This is a genomic window from Leptolyngbya sp. FACHB-261 (assembly GCF_014696065.1).
GTDB lineage: Bacteria > Cyanobacteriota > Cyanobacteriia > FACHB-261 > FACHB-261 > FACHB-261.
Map to the genome: position 1 here is coordinate 226,937 of NZ_JACJPL010000026.1, position 18,172 is coordinate 245,108.

The following is an 18,172-nucleotide window of genomic DNA, read 5'->3' on the forward strand; positions in this document are numbered from 1 at the left end:
CCTGCCCTGCCAGTTTTATAATTTCAATAGATATAATCGCTACCCATTGGCCCCTCCCAACCGCCCCTTGGCAAGGATAGGTGCCGCAGACAGTGGGGTTTTGATTTAGCTCTCGTTGAGAGAATGGATATAATCCCTAAGCTGTCATAATTCTTTGCTTACATTCGCGTTTCTATGCAAGTCTTTGCTGGTACTAATCTCGCGTCGCTTTTGTAGAAAATCTGGATGGTTTTAGCTAAATTCTGGCACTCAAAATCATTGCGATTCGCCCAAGTTGCTTGCAAGTAGCTTTGGATACAAACTTGCATCAACAAAATTGATTTACTCTGGGCAAAAAGCTATCTGGAGTCGCAGCAGTGGTTAGCAGCTTAACCAAGGGCCAAACGCTATCTGAATCGGCGAAAGAGCTGAAGCTTGATTTCTTCCTGGTATCCTACACCGACCTGTTGGGTGGGACCCGAGCTAAGTTGGTTCCGGCTGCCAAGATTGACTCTGTTGAAACCGATGGCGCTTTTTTCGCACCCTTTGCCTCAAACCTGGGACTTGGACCCGATGCTCACGACATCGCCGCGATTCCTGACCCAAATTCACTGACAGTTCTGCCCTGGCAACCAAATGTCGGTTGGCTTGCCAGTGATGCTTATCTGGATGGTGAACCCTTTGTCGCTTCGCCCCGAGTCATTTTCAAGCAGGTACTCAAGCGTTGCCAAGAGTTGGGCTATAGCTACAAAACTGGGGTAGAAGCTGAGTTTTTCCTGCTGAAAAAGACAGAGCAGGGGTATCAAATTGCCGATTCGCTAGATGTGGCAGTTCGTCCCTGCTACGACCAGATGAACTTGATGCGGCAGTTTGATTTCATCTCAACCATTGTGCGCTACATGGAGCAATTGGGTTGGGAACCCTATCAATGCGACCACGAAGATGCCAATGGCCAATTTGAGCTGAATTGGACCTATAGCGATGCGCTGACCACTGCTGACCGCCATGTGTTTTTCAAGTACATGGTGAAGACCCTGGCCGAGCAACGGGGCCTAGTGGCAACCTTCATGCCCAAGCCGTTTAGCAATCTCACGGGCAATGGTGGTCACATCCATATGAGCCTCTGGAACGATGGCGCTAATGCCTTTGGCGATGCTGCCGATGAGCTGGGACTATCGCTATTGGGCTATGAGTTCCTGGGCGGCATCCTGGCCCACGGGCAGGGCTTGTCTGCTCTGTGCAGCCCTACTGTCACCTCCTACAAGCGATTGGGGGCCACGATGACCACCTCCGGTAGCACTTGGAGTCCCCGCTACATTTCCTACGGCGGCAACAATCGTACGCACATGGTGCGCATTCCTGAAGGTGGGCGCTTTGAGTGTCGTCTGGTCGATGGGGCGGTCAATCTCTATCTAGCTCAGGCCGGTCTGCTAGCCGCTGGTTTAGATGGCTTGGCTCAGCACCTCCAGCCCGGTAAACGCCTAGACGAAAACATGTTTACCCGTGGCTCCGAATTTCCCGATCTGCCAACCTTGCCCAATAGCTTGATCGAGGCCTTGAACTTCCTGGAGCAGGACGCGTTGCTGATGGCAACCTTGGGTGAATTGGGTGCCAGAACTTTCTTGGACTTCAAGCATCAAGAATGGAATGCTTACAATGCGATGGTCAGCCCCTGGGAGATGGAGCAGTACATTAACTGCTGATCCTGTTGCGGCTATGCCATCGCTGTGTGGAAGGTTAGTCCACCTAACCGACAACAGCTCAAAAGACCTCGTTCAAGAGATTCTCTATGACGATTGCCCGTGAGTTGCCCCAAACGATCAGTGCATCTATCTCGATTCAGCACCCGCTCGATCCGCTAACGCCCGAGGAAATTACGGCGGCAGTTAGCGTGGTCCGCAAGGCCAAATCCTTAAGCGACCGCGTGCGTTTCGCGACCGTCACCCTGCAAGAACCGGACAAGAGCCTTGTGCTCAATTTCCAAGCGGGTGACTCGATTGAGCGCGAGGCTTTTCTGGTCATTCTGGATAACACTACCGGGTCAACTTATGAGGCAATCGTCTCCCTGAGCACTAGCGCTGTCGTTAGCTGGGAGGTCATCCCGAATGTACAGCCCTCGATTCTGTTGGATGAATTCATCGAGTGTGAGCAAGCGGTCAAAGCCAGCCCCGAGTTTCAAGCGGCACTAGCCAAACGGGGGATCACTGACCCAGATTTGGTCATGGTCGATCCCTGGTCAGCGGGCAATTTTGGCATGACCGACGAGCAGGGACAGCGCTTGTCACGGGCCTTGTGTTGGGTGCGCTCTAGCCCTACTGATAATGGCTATGCGCGACCGATTGAAGGTGTGATTCCGGTAGTGGATCTGAACACCATGACCGTGCTCCGGGTCGAAGATTACGGCGTGGTGCAATTGCCACCGGAAGCTGGTAACTACACCACCGAGTTTGTGCAGGATTTGCGCCCCGATCTCAAACCGCTAGAGATTGTGCAGCCCCAAGGCCCCAGTTTTGAGATCGATGGGTATCAAGTTCGCTGGCAGAAGTGGCAATTTCGCATTGGCTTTACGCCGCGCGAAGGGCTGGTGCTTTACACGCTTGGCTATGAAGATCAGGGGCGTTTGCGACCGATTTTGTATCGAGCTTCCCTGGCTGAAATGGTAGTGCCCTATGGCGATCCCAGGCCGCACCACTTCCGTAAGAACGCCTTTGATGTCGGTGAATACGGAGTGGGTACGCTGGCTAACTCGCTCACCTTAGGTTGCGATTGCCTGGGCGAGATTCGCTACTTTGATGCGTTCATGACCGATAGTCGCGGTCAGGCCGTCACAATTAAAAATGCCGTTTGTCTGCACGAAGAAGACTATGGCATTCTCTGGAAACACATGGACTGGCGCACCAATCAAACCGAAGTGCGTCGCTCCCGCCGTCTGGTAGTTTCGTTCATTGCCACGGTTGGCAATTACGAATATGGCTTTTTCTGGTATCTCTATCAGGACGCCTCAATCCAGTACGAAGTGAAGCTTACCGGCATCGTCAATACCACGAGCATGGAGCCGGGTGAGACCTCCAAATATGGCACGCTGATTGCCCCTCAACTGAATGCGCCTATTCACCAGCACTTCTTTAATGTTCGTCTGGACATGAGCGTCGATGGTGAGTCGAATTCGGTTTACGAGGTCAATACCGAAGCCGAACCTATGGGTCCTGATAACCCCTATGGCAATGCTTTCTTTGCCAAATCAACGCTGCTAGAAACTGAACAAGAAGCTCAGCGTGTGATTGAACCGATGACCGGCCGTTACTGGAAGATTGTGAACCCATCTGTGCACAACCGGCTGGGTCAGGCTGTAGCTTACAAACTGGTTCCTGGCGAGAACATTCTGCCGTTCGCGCGTCCAGAATCCAGTCTGCTCAAGCGAGCAGCGTTTACAACCAAGCATCTGTGGGTGACACCCTATCAGCTGCAGGAACGCTTTCCCGCAGGCGACTACCCCAACCAGCATCCCGGTGGCGAGGGCTTACCCGCCTGGACCCAGGCCAATCGCGCTATTGCCGACACTGATGTGGTTGTGTGGTACAGCTTTGGTCACCTCCATGTGCCCCGACCCGAAGATTGGCCGGTCATGCCCACCTCCTATGTTGGTTTCATGTTGAAGCCGGTAGGTTTCTTTGAGGCCAGTCCGGCTCTAGATGTACCGCCCTCAGCGCCTAAACATAAAAGCTGTTGCGATTAGCGCCTTTAATTAGGTGCGTTGATTGGCGTTAGGTTGGCAGTTGCGATGGGTTGTTGCAATTGGTTATTGCCATTAAACGATCGTGATTGCCAATACAGACCTGAGGAATTGGCAAGGGTTACTCTACAGCCATTATTGGTCTCGAGAAGTTTGAAGATTAGCGTCCAGTTAGTCTCTAACAAAGCTTCAATATTGAGGGATTAAGTATGGCTATCAGCACAAGGTCAGGGGCTGCCTCTGGCCTTAGATCAGAGTGTCTTTCTTTCCGAGAGACACTGGCTCAGTCAATTGCAAATATTGCACCTACCGCAACTCCTACGATCAACGCACCTCTAGTGTTCGCCAGTGCAGGTAAGGGAATGTGGCTGGCTTACTTGATTGCGACGATTGGCCTGGTGTTAGTCGGGATGAGTATCAATCAGTTTGCTCGTCGCTCCGCATCGCCAGGTTCACTGTATGCCTATATTGCCAGAGGTCTAGGACCCACCGTGGGTGTTCTTTCTGGTTGGGGGCTGGTGATTGCTTATTTGCTAACGGCGATGGCAGTTCTTTGCGGCTTCTCAAACTACAGCAATGTCTTAGTGAGCCTGCTGGGTTTTCAGATTGCACCGATTTTCTTGTTCGCGCTCTGCGCGGGTCTTTGCTGGTATTTTGCCTACAAAGATATTCAGCTATCCACCGTACTCATGCTCGGCCTTGAGGCTGTTTCCATTGGGATGATTCTCATCCTGGCCATCGTTGTTTTGGCAGGTCATGGCTTCACGATTGATCTGTCTCAGCTGAGCCTTGAGGGAGCTTCGTCTGAGGGCATCCGTTTGGGTCTGGTTCTCGCCGTCTTTAGTTATGTCGGCTATGAGAGCGCTACAGCGTTAGGTGACGAAGCCAAAGAGCCCTTAACCACGATTCCTCGGGCCGTGGTTCTCAGCGCCGTTCTGGCAGGAACTTTCTTTGTGATCATCTCCTACGTTGAGGTGCTGGGCTTCAGCGGTTCTGACATCCCTCTAGATAAGAGCGATGCGCCCCTGAGTGTCCTAGCTAATTTAGCGGGAGTGGGCTTCTTCGGTCCGCTCATTTCGATTGGGGCATTGATTAGCTTCTTCGCTTGTGCCTTGGCTAGCATCAATGCGGGCGGACGGATTCTGTTTTCGATGGCCCGCCACGGTATTTTCCATTCCTCAATGGGACAGCCCCATCGTTTAAATGAAACGCCGCACATTGCTGTGACTATGTCATCGCTGATCGTCTTTTTGATTCCCGCCTCAATGTCCCTATTTGGGGTCAAGGTGCTAGAGATTTACGGCTACTTGGGAACCATTGCCACTTACGGTTTTCTGATGACCTACATTCTGATCTCAGTTGCAGCTCCTGTCTACCTTTATCGCGAACGGGCTCTAAAGATCGGTGACATTGTGCTCGCCGTTCTGTCTGTGCTGTTCATGCTTGTTCCGGTGGTCGGCAGTGTTTATCCTACGCCGCCATCGCCGTTCAATGTATTCCCCTATTTGTTCTTGATGTTTCTGCTGGTTGGTGCAACCTGGTTCTTCTTGTTACGCCTTCACTCACCTGAAATTATTGACGAGATGGAGGGCGAACTTGAAGCGATCCACACTCGGTTCAGTGATCTAAAGAAAGTCTAAAGACAGACCTTTTCTAAGTTTTAGCTGTCAAAGCTGCTTAGGCAGGAAGCTCAAGCCTTAGTGGTGCTAGGTTGAGGCGCTATGTTGAACAGTAATCTGGCCCCTGCTGCAAACCCAGCAATACGTCGAAATCCCCTGCTCATAAGCTTTCTGAGTTACTTATGAACTAATCGTGACATTTGCCAGAAACCTGTGTTATTACATACCTGTGTGGCCCCGTTGGCTAGGTAAGTGTAGAGCGCAGGTGTGGGTGTCATTGCCCTGACAAACCATTACTTGTCGGTTATTTTAAGCCTCGTCTTCTCTATCTCGTTCTTTTGAAAAATTGGAAGGTTCACGGCTTCTCAAAACTTAAGTAGCCCTGTTGACAAACCTGTCATAACGAGTGATATAACCTCTATTGACTCTTAAGATTGCCCTCCCCCGGTATCTCTGCATTTTCTAGAGCTGCGCTTGCTAGTTTAAGCGTCCTTGAGACTATTGCAATTTGCTGTACGGCTCTCTTCAGGGTCCGTTTGTTTACTATCGCTGGCACGATAGTAATCGGCGTTGATACCAACGGTTATAGAGACTGTTTGTTGTAGAAAGTTTGGCCTAGGTTGGTGTGAGACTAGCGGCTTCCAGAGCTGGCTAGTTTCGGTATAGGTGGCAACAAATTATGTCCAGAAGGTTGTGTAGCGTACACGCAGATTGTTGGGAACTTTAGGACGGACTTGGACATGGAGCCAGAAGCTCAGAAATTTTTAGCGACGTTTGTCTCAGAGTCCTATTACTATTGGGCCTCTGTTTTCATGATCATCATTCACGCTGGTTTCCTGGCATATGAGGGAGGAGCTTCCCGGTCCAAAAATGTCTTGGCCACGATGGTCAAGAATCTGCTCACCCTGTCCAGTGTTGGCCTAGCTTTCTACTTTTTTGGCTGGTGGGTTTATAACTCATTTGCCTTATGGCCGATGAACGGCGGTATTCTCGGCCCCTGGACTAATTTCGACGCTAGTGAATCTCTTAAGGCCATTCAGCCCTATGTAGAAGGCTCCTATCCCTGGTCGTCAGCGCTAGCACCCAACACCGCAGACAATATAACCGGCGTATTCTGGTTTGCCTTTGCCCTGTTTTCCATGACCACAGCTTCGATCCTGTCGGGCGCGCTGATTGAGCGCGTCAAGATTGGGGCTTACATCGTGTTGTCGATTGTACTGGGTTCCTTTGCCTGGGTCATTGCTGCTTCCTGGGGTTGGAGTGCCTTTGGTTGGTTCTTGCCTAAGCTGGGTTACCACGATTTCGGTTGCTCCGCAGTCGTGCATGGCTTGTCTGGCTTCTTCACCTTAGGCGTTCTGCTGAACTTAGGTCCTAGGATTGGTAAGTTCGATGCTCAAGGACGGCCCAGACAAATTCTGCCCCACAATCTGCCGCTCACGATGGTCGGCTTGATGCTGATCTATGTGGGTTTTTATGCCTTTTTAGCGGCTTGTCTGATCTTCTTGCCGGGCTACACCGTAGAGACCACGATCTACAACACGCCCATGACCCTCTCCTCCTTGGGCGTGAGCACCACCCTGGCATTGGCTTCAGGCATCATCGGCTCCTATATCTCCTCGAAAGCCGATCCCTTCTTCACGATTTCGGGTGGACTGGCTGGCATTATTTCCGTCAGTGCTGGTCTCGACTTGTACCATCCGGCGCTGGTGATTGTGGTTGCTTTCATTGGTGGCTACACTATGCCTTTGGTTGCCGGTTTTGTTGAGAAAGTAGGGATTGATGATCCAGTCGGTGCGCTCGGTGTGCACGCCTATTGTGGTTTGCTCGGCGTGATGATGGTTGGCATCGTGGGAACAGGCTATGTGCAAGGTGAGGGCATTCCTCCCACTAGCTTTACCGGCCAATTTATTGGTGGCTTCATTTGTTTGATCATCCTGGGCTTCATCCCTGGTTACGTCGTGAGTTTCATTCTTAAGAAAATCAACCTGCTGCGCGTATCTAGAGAAGAAGAGATTGAGGGTTTAGATCTCTCAGATCTGGGTGTCCCAGGTTATCCCGAAGGCTCGGTCAGCAGTTTGCCGACTCTCCCTTCAGACACTGCTCAAACCGTCAACCACTGATTGCGAGAGAAACAAATGACGACGAGTCCATTCAAAACCTCAGAGGAGTTCCTGAAGGCGAAGGGACCGATTTACACCTTTGCGGATAACCCCACAATCATTAGCATTCTGATTGGGGTGAGTATCTTGATCCTCCTCTACTTCATTTACTCCTCCTACACGATTAAAAAAGGCGCTCCAGCCCCCCAAAATCCTGCTGTTCTTGGTCTATTAATCGCCACCAGTGCGCTTTCTTTTGTCAATTCGGCTTACACCAATAACATTGACAAAGGCCGCGAGACAGCAAAGGGCACTCTCAGCGCTCAAGTTGTGCCAGCGAAGGGCAAACCGTCTGGCCTAGCCTCACTGTTCGCGTTGCTTACAGCTGGGATCTCTTATACAGGTAGCAGCAGCTTGCGAGCGAAAGGTAAGTCTAAAGCACGCCGGGGTTCCCGTCGGGGACGGCCCTAACTAGCCTTTCACTAGGTCAGTTTGCCTTCTTTAAAGTCTGTAGTGATCTAAATTTCGAGGCTGGAGAATCCGGGGCGACCTTAGCTTAAGACGATCCAGCCTTTGAAGTGAGGATGTGCTTTCAATCGGCACGCGATTAACTCCTCAAGCCATTTTAGTAACACGTTGAAGAGAGCTATGAGTCACAAAAAGTGGGGTTCAGAAGATTTTTGGGGCTTGGATTATGACTTCGATCCCCAGTGGTTGCTAACCCCAGGTCAGCAAGCTTTACAAGCAAAACTAATCGATGTTTGCGCCAGCACGCTTCGCCCAAACGCGATTGAGTCTGACCGGAATTTAGTTTATCCTCGCGGGAATTTCAAGGCTCTGGCCTCACTGGGTTTGTTGGGTCTTTTTGTACCGAAGGAATGGGGCGGTTTAGGTGAGAACCATACTTGCGCCGCAATGGTGGTTGAAACCATTGCTCGCTATGGTTGTCCCAGCACTGCCATGTGCTACACCATGCATCTGGGCGCTGTTGCTGCTGCTTTATTCCGGGCTCACGACAATCCTGAACTTCAGCAATTGGTCAAGCGCCTGGATCAGGATGTGCTGATCGGGACGCTGTCCTACTCCGACCCGGAGACAGGCTCCCACTTCTGGTATCCAGTTTCCTCAAAAGCAGAACGAGTTTCTGCGGGTTGGCAAGTTTTTAAGAAAGCGTCCTGGACAACCTCAGCAGGCTTTGCTGACTGGTACATTGTCCAAACCACCAGCCCAGAATTTGCCGGCAATTATTCTGACCTGTCCTGCTTCCTGATCTACGGCGACGAAGTCAAAGCCGAACCTCAAAAGTGGGACGCTTTGGGTTTGCGCGGTAACCAGTCGGGCACGCTGTTGGTGGATGGGGTCACCGTCCCGGCTGAGCGGATGGTGGGGCCAAAAGGTGACGGCACTTCCTCAAATGATGAGATTGTTGACCCATTCTTCCTGCTGTGTTCTTCTGCCTGCTGGAACGGCATTGCGATGGGAGCGATTGACATTGGCAAGCGCCATGTAACCCGCAAGAAGCACGTCGATGTCGGCATGCGAGTTGCTGATTACCCTACTATTCAGGACTACTTTGGCGAAGGCATCATTGATACCAATGCCTGCCGTTCGTTCACGTTTTCAATGGGCAAGTTGATGGATGATTTGACCAACAACTGTGATTGGTCACTCCATCGAGATTTGACAGCTTTACCCCGCTCTGTCTATTTGCCTTGGTACTGGCAGATCAAATTCTCGGCAGCCAAGAACGTCGCTCAGGTCTGTGACAAAATGCTCCATGCCTGCGGTGGTTCTGGCTTCAAGAAAGACATGGAGATCGAGCGCTATCTGCGAGATGGCAAGGCGGGTTGGGTAATGGGACCCACTAATGAAGTGCTGCGTCAGTTTGTGGGCAAGCTCGCATTGCTGGGCATGGAGTCTCTGGACTACTGGAACCAAGTCGTCAACGAGCGAGTTCTACAAAACGAACTCAAAAAGCTAGATGTTGAGGCCAAGAAAAAGCTAGCAGAGAGTTTGCTAGCACAAGTGGCTGAGGAAGAAGTTCAAACAGATCAAAAGACATTGCTGAGCAGTACCGTTTGAGGCAAATGCCTATTAGACAGCAGCAACAGGGATCCTGAACTTTGAAGGGTTGAGAGCGGTAGGATGATGTGTATCCCATCGCTCTCATCTATTTAGGTGCATCATGTCTTTCCAGACGCTTGCAGTTGAGCCGGGTTCTGTTCGCACCTTTTACATTCCTGCTGGTGAGTTGTTCAGTGTTGTTGATCCAGAGGGAGGGCAATCCTTTGCCCTAGAGCTGGGAACCGGTGGTCCTTTAGAAGTCATTTCTAGTTCAGCCTTGGCCTTGGTCGCTGGAACGCAACTAACCCAGCCTGTCTGTGTGGATAGCCAGGAGCCCAATACGGGTTGCACCCTGCGTGCCCTGGCTGATGCCAACCTTCAGGTTGCCGTTCTGGCTCAGAAGCCTGCGTTAACCCCAGGAGCTTTTACACCAGCCACCCCTTTAAAAGTCACTGCTCCCCTGAATGATTTGCCGGCTCCTTTGGGTGAGGTTCTGGCGGAGTATCGAATTGAGCCTGCGACTGCGATTGCTTACTCGGTGCAGGCGGGACAATATATTCAAATCATCGATGTCGAAGGCAGTCAATGCTCTGATTTCTTAGCCTTTGCCGGTGAACATTTCGAACAGGAATTAGATGGCACCGCTACTCGGACTTTGAATGGTATCGCCGTCCCTCAAGCTGGTTTGCATAGCAAATATTTTTCCCAGCGCTTGCAGCCAATGTTTGAGGTAATTCAAGATACCTGTGGTCGCCATGATAGTTTTCTGCTGGCCTGCACCGATCGCTATTACGAAGACGCTGGCTACCCTGGTCACGTCAGTTGCAGCCAGAATTTCAACTTGGCTTTAGCCAGCCACGGCGTAACGCCTCGACCCGGTTGGCCGGCGGTCAATTTCTTCTTCAATACAGCTTCAGATGCGCAGGGCACGATTGCTTCAGGCGAATCTTGGTCGCGTCCTGGCGATTATGTTTTACTGCGAGCTAGCCAGGATTTATTGTGCGCTAGTTCCTCTTGCCCGGATGACATTGACCCAGCCAACGGCTGGCAACCTACAGCAATTCATGTCCGGATTTATGCCGCTGATGCTGGCTTTGAAAGTGCCTTGGGCAGACGGGTTTCTCCTGATCTACCCGTGCGCCTCACCCGTGGCAGTGCGTTCACGCCGCGCATTCGAACCCTGACCGATTATTTGGTGGAGTACAACGGTTTCTGGGTTCCCAATAGCTTTGCTAATTATGGCCCCCAGGCTGAATATTGGGCCTTGCGCGAACGGGCGGTCTTGCTGGATCTTTCAGCCCTGCGTAAGTTTGAAGTGTTTGGGCCAGATGCCGAACAGTTGTTGCAAATGGCCTTCTCGCGCAATGTTGCAGCGTTAGCGATTGGCCAGTCTGCCTACGGCTGTTTGCTCAATCCGCATGGCGGCATTATTGATGATGGCATTGTGTTTCGCTTGAGCGAGACGGCCTATCGCTATGTTGGCAATTGTGATACCGATGGCGATTGGTTACGGCGATTAGCTCAGCAGCAGCAATTGCGAGTTGGGGTGCGCTCATCCAGCGACTATCTGCACAACTTAGCGATTCAGGGGCCGCTGTCGCGCGATGTTTTGCGCCCCTTGGCAAAGTTAGATCCTGGTTTTGCTGCCAACTTATTAGATGAACTCGGTTACTTCCGATTCGCCACTGGCACGGTTGCTGATATCCCAGTTTTGATTTCCCGTACGGGCTATACGGGAGAACTGGGCTATGAGTTGTTTGTGCATCCTGGGCAGGGCGAAGCGCTGTGGGACGCATTGCTACAGGCAGGGGAGCCTGAAGGTCTCATGCCGATGGGAATGTTAGCATTGGAGCGGGCTCGAATTGAAGCAGGGCTTCTAGCGGCGGGCCGTGAATTTGATGATTTGATTTCTCCCTACCAGGCCGGTATCAGCTGGGCAGTTGCCTTGAAGAAACCGGAATTAATTGGTAAAGCAGCGCTGGAAAAACTGAAGGAGCGGCCACCCAAAGTAGCCGTTGGTCTGGTGTTAGAGGGCAATGAAGTTGCCGAACATGGTCAATGTATTTATCCGGTTGAGGAACGCTGGCGAGTGGGTGTAATCACCAGTGCAACCTTCTCACCCATTTTGAACAAAAGTATTGCTCTGGCTCAAGTTGCGCCTGAATATGCAACCCCAGGCAGTCAATTAGAAGTCGGGTTTGTTGATGGCATGAAACGCCGGGTTAAAGCCACGGTCGGGCCGTTAGCTGCTTATGATCCAACCAAGAGTCGGGTGCGAGCATGACGAGTGCCTCAATTGCGCAGCAGAATTGGCTGGACCTGACTGGCTATCAGTTATGGGATTTAGTTGGGATTGATGGTTTGCAGGTTACTACCAGCTTGGTAGGCGATCTAGCGGGGAGAATTGCTCCATTTCAATCTTTTGAGACCACGCTGGATCAGCAAGCCTGCTCGGTGTTGCGTTTGTGTGAGGGCAATTTTCGCTTTGGTTTGCAGGGCGATTCTACTTTTTTTGAGCAGGTTAATTTGGCAGACCAACGGGTTTGGCTGCGTCGCTGCAAGCAAATGACGGCGATTGCTATGCCTGAAGCTGAAGGTTTAGCGCTATTGCCAAAAATTGCAGTTGCTAAACTGCCGCACCGTTTGGAGGGACTGCAACCTAACTGTGCAGCTCCTAGCCGGATTGATGGCATCTCTGTTTTGATTTGGCGGCATCTTTACCAGGGTCAAGCAGTGTTTGAACTGCAAATGGCGGCTAAGGATGCTGCGACAATTCGAGCAATCTGTTGAATAAGTTGCCGTTGTGAGACATTGCCTTGTGATATCTGTCCACGTTTTTCTGGCGGCTTCGTAGCTTTTCAGGTTTCCATCATGCGTGGCACGAAGCCTTGCTGCATCAGAAGTTTGTGGAAGAACCGCTTGGCTGTTCTCACATCCCGCTGCTGCCGGAAAATATTGAAGTAGAAATGGGTCGCCTCTGACTACCTTGAGCTAGTGGTAATCAATGGGTCAGGCACTGGAAAGGAGCACTGCTTCAGCAGTGTAAACTGCCCTAAATCAGCATTATAAGCAAATACCTGGCCCGTCTCAATTTCGTACATCCAGGCATGCAGATTTAGTTGCTTGCTATGCAACTTAGAGCGAACGACCGGATAGGTTTCTAAATTCTCGATCTGCGTCAATACGTTCTGCTCAATCGCGATCTTGAGCAGCTGCTCGGGTTCCGTATACGCATAATTATCTAATACTAACCGTCGGGTCGCTTCCCCATGGCGCTTCAACCAGTCATAGACTAGTGGCATCTGCTCGGCCAGGCTACCAATCTGCAGCAACCCCTTCATAGCTCCACAGTGCGAATGACCACAAACAATAATGTCGCGCACACCCACCCCAGCAACCGCATATTCCACTCCGGCGGCTTCAGCACTGCTGGCAGCGCCATAGGAGGGGATGATATTGCCAACATTCCGCATCACGAAGAGTTCGCCTGGCTGAGACTGTGTAATCAGGCAGGGATCAATCCGCGAATCGGAACAAGTAATGAAGAGAACTTCTGGGGCCTGCCCGTTCGAGAGCCGTTCAAACAGTTCTCGATTGGTGGTGAAGTAGTCATCATGAAATGTGTTCAGTCCCTGGATCAGACCTGTTACTGACATAATCGATTCCTCATACTGGCAAGAATAGTCCTGTACTCGCGCTAGATCCTCAGGAGCCGACGCAGTTCTATCCTTCCCTTATTACAAAGGAATCGTAACACTTTCCGTAGTTTTGTGAAGAAAAGGCAGCAATTACAAGGCATTAAGTTCGACGGGTCTTCCATGAACTACCGTCTGCAGTTGCGACACTTGAAGCGCTGCTTACCGATATGGATACGACCGTTCTTCACAGTTTGAACACCGGTGCAAGTCGGGCAAGTTGGCATTACAAGGAATTAATTGAAATCGGTTGTTAAACTAGCCTCATTGCTTTTGCAGGGCTACCATTTCAGGCTGGGGCTTTAATCATTGACCGAAATCAAGTTTGTATAGGGCATCAATGAATGGCTGGTTTAAGACTGGACTGACCTCTAGTTCTCTGCTACTGTCGTGGCATTAAAGTTACAAAACTAACCAGCAAAGGAATTAGTGATGGCACTCCGCGAGCGCGTTCAGGAACTTCTGGATTTCTTGAAAACTAGTCCGCCCGCAGAGCAAGTATATGAGCGATTTTACGCTGAGGATGTAGTGGTTCAAGAGAACTTGCAGGCGCCTAGAGTTGGGCGAGCGATGAGTATTGAGCGACAGTTGCGCATGAATGCCAATGTGAAAGAGGTGCATGATTTCAAGATTGGCCCTGTCTTAGTGGATGGCGATCATTCAGTGGTTGAAATGCATATAGACTTGACAACTCTGGATGGTTATCGCATCCGGATTGAGGAGTTAGGCATGCAAACCTGGAAGGATGGGCTAATTGTTCGTGAACGTTTTTTCTATGACCCCAGTAGTTTTCAGGGCAAGTCTAAAGAAATTAATGATGTGCATTAGTTTCACTAGTAAGTGACAAGTTAGGTTCGTTTCGTAGGGATTCAGAATGGTCAAGCTTGTGTACTGCATTCGGAAACGGTCGGATTTAACCAGCGAGGAGTTTTACCACTACTGGCAACACAAACATGGTGCGTTGATCCGTAGCCTGGCTCAAAAGATTCGGGCTCAGAAGTATATCCAAAGCCACACGCTGGACACGCCGATTAATCAGGTACTGGTGCAATCGCGAGGGCTAGATCCAACACCACCCTATGACGGTGTGACTGAAATTTGGTGGGAAAGTATGGAAGAGTTTCTAGCCGGGGTAAATTCACCAGAAGGGATGGAAGCTGCTCAGCAGTACATTGCGGACGAGGCCAACTTCGTTGATTTTTCACAATCGCGCGCGCTCTTGGCTGAAGAGCACACGATCTTTGACTTTTCGGCAAAGGGTGAGAACTAGCTGAAGTTGGCGCGGTTCTTATTGAACCAAGAATTGAATCAAGATTGAATTAAAAGAGGCTGTTATGCAATTTTTGATGATCGCACGACCCCTTGAAGGCACACCTATCGAGACAATTTTGCCGTTGATTAAGCCTGAGGCGGCAAAGTCTTGGGAATATTATGCTGCGGGGCAAATCCGTTCCATGTACTACATTGCGGATATGAGCGGAGCTGTGTTTATTTGGGAAGCTCCCAGCCTTGAAGCTATGAATGAGTTAATCGCACAGATGCCGATGCATCAAACTGGCGCATTTCAGTTTGAAATTCTGCCCCTCAAGCCTTACACGGGTATCGAGTCATTATTCGCCAGCTCGGTCTAGGCGATCTCACTGCTGCTAACTGGGTGTAAAGGTCAGCAATGCCAACTTTTACACCCGTTTAGCTAGGTTTAGTTGGCTCCTGGCTTGCCAGTTTCTAAGCGAACAACCTCAGCCGGTTGAACACCAGTGGGCGGAGGTAAGAACATGCCACCATTGGTGACCACGTAGATTGCTGTGCGGTCACTGTTGGTGCGACCAAAGGCGAGTGCTGTACTGCCCGTTACACCTTGGGCTGCCTGAGCAATTGTGGTGACTTTTCCATCTGGTGCCATGCGTACTACGCTGTTGTAAATGTGGGTGGCACCGTACAAGTTACCTTCGGTATCAAAGGCAAAGTCGTCGATGTTGGCTTGCTGAGCAAAGACTTTGGGTTCTCCAGGTTCACCTCGTCCATTGAGGGAAATCTGCAATAACAGCATTTGATCGGTGTTGGAGACATACAACCTGCCTCGAAACACTTTGAGGCCATTGACGCCAGGAGTTTGGCTATTGGAACTGCGGCGAGCTAATAGGGGATGCTCTAGCCAAATGCGGGCACTGGGTTGAGTGATATCTAGCTCCCAAATTGCGCCCCGATAAGAATCAGCAATCAAATAGCGATTGCCTGAAAGCTGAGTCAAGCCATTGAGAAAAAGAGCATTGGGTAGGGTTAGCAACGTTTCTACAGTGCCACCATTGGCAATGCGAAAAACGGTAGGAACCTGACGATCATTCCAACCGGTGACTAAAAGACTGCCATCGGGCGCAAAGGCTAGAGCAGCTACTTTGCCATTGACCGTTGCATAGAGCGATTGCCTTCCCTCTGGCGTTATGCGGATGATTTTGCCGTCTTCGTGACTGGTGATATAGAGGGAACCATCTTTATCAACCACCAGGTTTTCTAAAAAGGTGTTGGTGGGAAAGGTTGCAATGGTTCGATTGGCGCTTAATTCAACTGGGGTGTTGGCATAAAGCGGTGGCAATTCTTGGGTATTGGCTGGGGGAATGGCAATTGCACTAATGCTAAATCCCAGTGCGGACACAAGTAGTCTAGTTATACTGCAATTCATGTTCTCCTCCTACACAAGGGATAAGGACTTTAGAGGTCGGAATACACTGAGTCAATACTTGATCAGTTAATGCTGACCAAATGGATACTGATTAGTCAATGATCCGGGGCATTGATTCAGGTGCATTGATTCGGGCGCATTGATCAGGAGCGAAGGAATAGAGCGTTCTAGCAGGAGTTTGCTGAGGTGATTGAAAGCCAGGTGGAAAGGTGTGATTGTGTCGTTTATGGTCTGTGTTTCGACCTTCAGAAGCTTTGAGCTGAGGTAACTTTCAGGGGGAACTTAGGGCCGATTGAACTAGACGGGCAGAGAGGTTGTAGAGGATGACTGAGCGCCCAGTATCATCCAGAACGCGGTTGCTCTCAACCCAATGGGCTGCTTCTAAACTCACTAACAAACGTTTGACTTCCTCATTGCGAAGACCGGAATCTCGAATGATTAGAGATGCGGGGATGTTGGCTTTGTGGTTGTGAGCATCGGTGTAGTTCGCCAGCACCAGCAAAATTAGTTTGAGTGAGGGCATCAGTTTGAGTTCGCGGCTGATGTGGTCCCAAAGGCGTAGGCGAGTTTGGGAAGAAGATAGAGAAGGAGTCATTGGCGGTCGGGGCCTTGAGGGTTAGGGGTTATAGAAGCTGCGGAGATTGAGGTTGAGGTCTAGTTGTGCTTTGCGCTGTTGCCAAAGTCGGCGCAGGTAAGCAACGGCATCAGGCGCGTAGGTGAAGCGTTCGATTTCGCTTTTGAGTAGTCGGCCAAATTCTTGTAAGGCTTGGTGCGTTTCGCAGGTGCGAATGGTTTGGACGCAGGCTTCGAGCCACTGAATGAGATTGCGGTAGCTGACGAACTGGCCGCCCCGGTCTTTGCGATGGACAAAGAGGACATTGGCCCATTGTTCGAAGCGCAAAATGCAATCGGGCGAGATACCGAGATAGGTGGCGAGGTACGAGAGTGAAATCTCGAATTGGCGGGGGTTGATGGTTTGCAAAAGTTGGCGCATGGGATGCGAGTGGTGGAGAAGAAATTGAGAAGTAGGGGTAATGATTAGGGTTGCGGCAATATTGCACTGGGCAGGAAGACCCTGCCCCTACCGGGATTCGGGGTTGAAATCAAAAAGTTTGCAATTTCGCAGCTGTGGGTAGGGGCGAGGTTGCCTCGCCCTGTGTCCCCTACGCAATTCACCCTTGAACTGACAGGGTTCAAAACGTGGTTGCGGCAATATTGCACCGGGCAAGGAAACCTTGCCCCTACGGATGGAATTCATCACCATTGACATCAATAAGGTTTAGAAAATTTGCGGTCGTGGGTAGGGGCGAGGTTATCTCGCCCTTACCGGGATGCCGCCAAATGATTAGCCACCCTGTTTTTGGCAATGCAAAGTCGGGGTGGCTAGGGGGTGTTAAAATCACCCGTTAGCCTCCTGACTGGTCTCAGTCCAGTTGAGGGGTTAGCTGCCCAGAAGTTGATGTATAGCTTCTCGGCAGCGCTAAGTTTTTGCAGCGTATTAACCGTGATCGACGATAGGCAAAAGCTCCGCTCAGTGCGATGCAGCCAAGATTAGCAGAGCAGCGGTCGTTGTGCAAGCGCGTCTTCTTTTTGCCACCTACTAGCCAACCGAGCCAAATTTTAGCGACCCGTCGCTCCGCAACAAGCACCGGAGCTTACCGATTAGCCAACCGAGCCAAATTTTTAGCTCGCGTCGGTTTGAAATAGCAAAAGATGGCTACTGAAATACAAATGGCTCTAAAAAATTGATTGATTTCCTTCCGAATCATTAACTTTCCAAATCAATTTAGCCAACTTTCGCTATTCACAAGCAAATTTGGAAGAAAATCTAACAAAGTTGGCTAAATTTAGCCAACTTTCGCTGCTGGGACTGAAACTTCGCTACCCAATAGCAAAACTTCGCTCTGAGATAGCTAATCGAGCTTCTTTTTAGTGAAACTGTCTCTAATCTCACTGAACTTTTGGGATCTGCAATGCAAATCTCGGTGATTTTACTAAGTTGAGGCTTGACCTTCCGGAGGTATTTCTAAATCTAGTGGGTTCGCATCTGCTGCAAACTGTGGAGCTATGGAAGCGCTGGATTCAATCCTGATGTCCCGAAGCACCTGCGCTAACAAATGAATGACACCTGCCACACTGTTGGCAGTCAAGCCTACATCTCAGCCAAAGCAGTAGGTAAGAGAGAAGTGGGTGGTTCGCTGAGTCAACTGGGGTGCTACTTTGTCCGCAAACCCCACAAAGCTCAACCTGAAGCTGAAGCCTTCTGAGCAGTTCTTTCAGTTTCTATAGTTCCCAGAGTCTTT

At 50.5% G+C, this 18,172-nt stretch carries 17 protein-coding genes; 11 read left to right on the forward strand and 6 right to left on the reverse strand.

The window, feature by feature from the left end:
• Positions 1-356 precede the first annotated feature (356 nt).
• From glnT to H6F94_RS17140, 8 genes are all read left to right on the forward strand, one after another.
• Positions 357-1,682: a type III glutamate--ammonia ligase gene (glnT, locus tag H6F94_RS17105; protein ID WP_190803446.1), complete on the forward strand. Its 1,326-nt coding sequence runs from the start codon at positions 357-359 to the stop codon at positions 1,680-1,682.
• Positions 1,683-1,768: 86 nt separating this feature from the next.
• Positions 1,769-3,715 carry a primary-amine oxidase gene (locus tag H6F94_RS17110; protein ID WP_190803447.1) on the forward strand — a complete coding sequence of 649 codons (1,947 nt, stop codon included), beginning with the start codon at positions 1,769-1,771 and terminating at the stop codon, positions 3,713-3,715.
• Positions 3,716-3,921: 206 nt separating this feature from the next.
• Positions 3,922-5,352 carry an APC family permease gene (locus tag H6F94_RS17115; protein WP_190803448.1) on the forward strand — a complete coding sequence of 477 codons (1,431 nt, stop codon included), beginning with the start codon at positions 3,922-3,924 and terminating at the stop codon, positions 5,350-5,352.
• Positions 5,353-6,071: 719 nt separating this feature from the next.
• Positions 6,072-7,451, forward strand: a complete 1,380-nt coding sequence (locus H6F94_RS17120; RefSeq protein WP_190803449.1) for an ammonium transporter — start codon at positions 6,072-6,074, stop codon at positions 7,449-7,451.
• Positions 7,452-7,466: 15 nt separating this feature from the next.
• On the forward strand, positions 7,467-7,901 hold the full coding sequence (locus H6F94_RS17125) for a hypothetical protein (RefSeq protein WP_190803450.1): 435 nt from the start codon (positions 7,467-7,469) through the stop codon (positions 7,899-7,901).
• A gap of 177 nt (positions 7,902-8,078) precedes the next feature.
• Positions 8,079-9,512: an acyl-CoA dehydrogenase family protein gene (locus H6F94_RS17130; RefSeq protein WP_190803451.1), complete on the forward strand. Its 1,434-nt coding sequence runs from the start codon at positions 8,079-8,081 to the stop codon at positions 9,510-9,512.
• 103 nt (positions 9,513-9,615) lie between these two features.
• Positions 9,616-11,778, forward strand: a complete 2,163-nt coding sequence (locus H6F94_RS17135) for a DUF1989 domain-containing protein (RefSeq protein ID WP_190803452.1) — start codon at positions 9,616-9,618, stop codon at positions 11,776-11,778.
• The gene (locus H6F94_RS17140) at positions 11,775-12,284 is read left to right on the forward strand and encodes a hypothetical protein (RefSeq protein ID WP_190803453.1); all 510 of its coding nucleotides are present in this window, start codon (positions 11,775-11,777) and stop codon (positions 12,282-12,284) included. The genes H6F94_RS17135 and H6F94_RS17140 overlap by 4 nt, the downstream gene beginning before the upstream one ends.
• Positions 12,285-12,475: 191 nt before the next feature.
• Here the strand turns inward: H6F94_RS17140 and H6F94_RS17145 are convergent, their stop codons facing one another.
• Together H6F94_RS17145 and H6F94_RS33595 are read right to left on the reverse strand one after the other, a co-directional pair.
• Entirely contained in the window at positions 12,476-13,150 is a 675-nt protein-coding gene (locus H6F94_RS17145) for a carbonic anhydrase (RefSeq protein WP_190803454.1), read from the reverse strand.
• A gap of 167 nt (positions 13,151-13,317) precedes the next feature.
• On the reverse strand, positions 13,318-13,416 hold the full coding sequence (locus H6F94_RS33595) for a transposase-like zinc-binding domain-containing protein (protein WP_190803455.1): 99 nt from the start codon (positions 13,414-13,416) through the stop codon (positions 13,318-13,320).
• Positions 13,417-13,621: 205 nt separating this feature from the next.
• Here H6F94_RS33595 and H6F94_RS17155 point away from each other — a divergent pair, with 205 nt between their 5' ends.
• From H6F94_RS17155 to H6F94_RS17165, 3 genes are all read left to right on the forward strand, one after another.
• Positions 13,622-14,017 (forward strand): nuclear transport factor 2 family protein, encoded by a 396-nt coding sequence (locus tag H6F94_RS17155; protein WP_190803456.1) that lies wholly within the window; start codon positions 13,622-13,624, stop codon positions 14,015-14,017.
• A 46-nt stretch (positions 14,018-14,063) separates the two neighbouring features.
• The gene (locus H6F94_RS17160) at positions 14,064-14,459 is read left to right on the forward strand and encodes an EthD domain-containing protein (protein ID WP_190803457.1); all 396 of its coding nucleotides are present in this window, start codon (positions 14,064-14,066) and stop codon (positions 14,457-14,459) included.
• 64 nt (positions 14,460-14,523) lie between these two features.
• The gene (locus H6F94_RS17165; RefSeq protein ID WP_190803458.1) at positions 14,524-14,820 is read left to right on the forward strand and encodes a muconolactone Delta-isomerase family protein; all 297 of its coding nucleotides are present in this window, start codon (positions 14,524-14,526) and stop codon (positions 14,818-14,820) included.
• 68 nt (positions 14,821-14,888) lie between these two features.
• On the opposite strand, the gene H6F94_RS17170 is transcribed toward H6F94_RS17165, so the two are convergent.
• From H6F94_RS17170 to H6F94_RS17185, 4 genes are all read right to left on the reverse strand, one after another.
• Positions 14,889-15,842, reverse strand: a complete 954-nt coding sequence (locus H6F94_RS17170) for an SMP-30/gluconolactonase/LRE family protein (protein ID WP_313949318.1) — start codon at positions 15,840-15,842, stop codon at positions 14,889-14,891.
• A gap of 298 nt (positions 15,843-16,140) precedes the next feature.
• Positions 16,141-16,464 carry a hypothetical protein gene (locus tag H6F94_RS17175; RefSeq protein ID WP_190803459.1) on the reverse strand — a complete coding sequence of 108 codons (324 nt, stop codon included), beginning with the start codon at positions 16,462-16,464 and terminating at the stop codon, positions 16,141-16,143.
• A 21-nt stretch (positions 16,465-16,485) separates the two neighbouring features.
• Positions 16,486-16,863, reverse strand: coding sequence for a hypothetical protein (locus H6F94_RS17180; protein ID WP_190803460.1), 378 nt, complete (start codon positions 16,861-16,863; stop codon positions 16,486-16,488).
• 247 nt (positions 16,864-17,110) lie between these two features.
• Positions 17,111-17,272, reverse strand: a complete 162-nt coding sequence (locus tag H6F94_RS17185; protein ID WP_190803461.1) for a hypothetical protein — start codon at positions 17,270-17,272, stop codon at positions 17,111-17,113.
• Positions 17,273-18,172 lie beyond the last annotated feature (900 nt).

Bases quoted from the DNA above. Each gene is read 5' to 3' on its own strand.
- H6F94_RS17110 (WP_190803447.1), top strand. From the start codon at position 1,769: ATGACGATTGCCCGTGAGTTGCCCCAAACGATCAGTGCATCTATCTCG.
- H6F94_RS17115 (WP_190803448.1), top strand. From the start codon at position 3,922: ATGGCTATCAGCACAAGGTCAGGGGCTGCCTCTGGCCTTAGATCAGAG.
- H6F94_RS17120 (WP_190803449.1), top strand. From the start codon at position 6,072: ATGGAGCCAGAAGCTCAGAAATTTTTAGCGACGTTTGTCTCAGAGTCC.
- H6F94_RS17125 (WP_190803450.1), top strand. From the start codon at position 7,467: ATGACGACGAGTCCATTCAAAACCTCAGAGGAGTTCCTGAAGGCGAAG.
- H6F94_RS17130 (WP_190803451.1), top strand. From the start codon at position 8,079: ATGAGTCACAAAAAGTGGGGTTCAGAAGATTTTTGGGGCTTGGATTAT.
- H6F94_RS17135 (WP_190803452.1), top strand. From the start codon at position 9,616: ATGTCTTTCCAGACGCTTGCAGTTGAGCCGGGTTCTGTTCGCACCTTT.
- H6F94_RS17140 (WP_190803453.1), top strand. From the start codon at position 11,775: ATGACGAGTGCCTCAATTGCGCAGCAGAATTGGCTGGACCTGACTGGC.
- H6F94_RS17145 (WP_190803454.1), bottom strand. From the start codon at position 13,150: ATGTCAGTAACAGGTCTGATCCAGGGACTGAACACATTTCATGATGAC.
- H6F94_RS33595 (WP_190803455.1), bottom strand. From the start codon at position 13,416: ATGCCAACTTGCCCGACTTGCACCGGTGTTCAAACTGTGAAGAACGGT.
- H6F94_RS17155 (WP_190803456.1), top strand. From the start codon at position 13,622: ATGGCACTCCGCGAGCGCGTTCAGGAACTTCTGGATTTCTTGAAAACT.
- H6F94_RS17160 (WP_190803457.1), top strand. From the start codon at position 14,064: ATGGTCAAGCTTGTGTACTGCATTCGGAAACGGTCGGATTTAACCAGC.
- H6F94_RS17165 (WP_190803458.1), top strand. From the start codon at position 14,524: ATGCAATTTTTGATGATCGCACGACCCCTTGAAGGCACACCTATCGAG.
- H6F94_RS17175 (WP_190803459.1), bottom strand. From the start codon at position 16,464: ATGACTCCTTCTCTATCTTCTTCCCAAACTCGCCTACGCCTTTGGGAC.
- H6F94_RS17180 (WP_190803460.1), bottom strand. From the start codon at position 16,863: ATGCGCCAACTTTTGCAAACCATCAACCCCCGCCAATTCGAGATTTCA.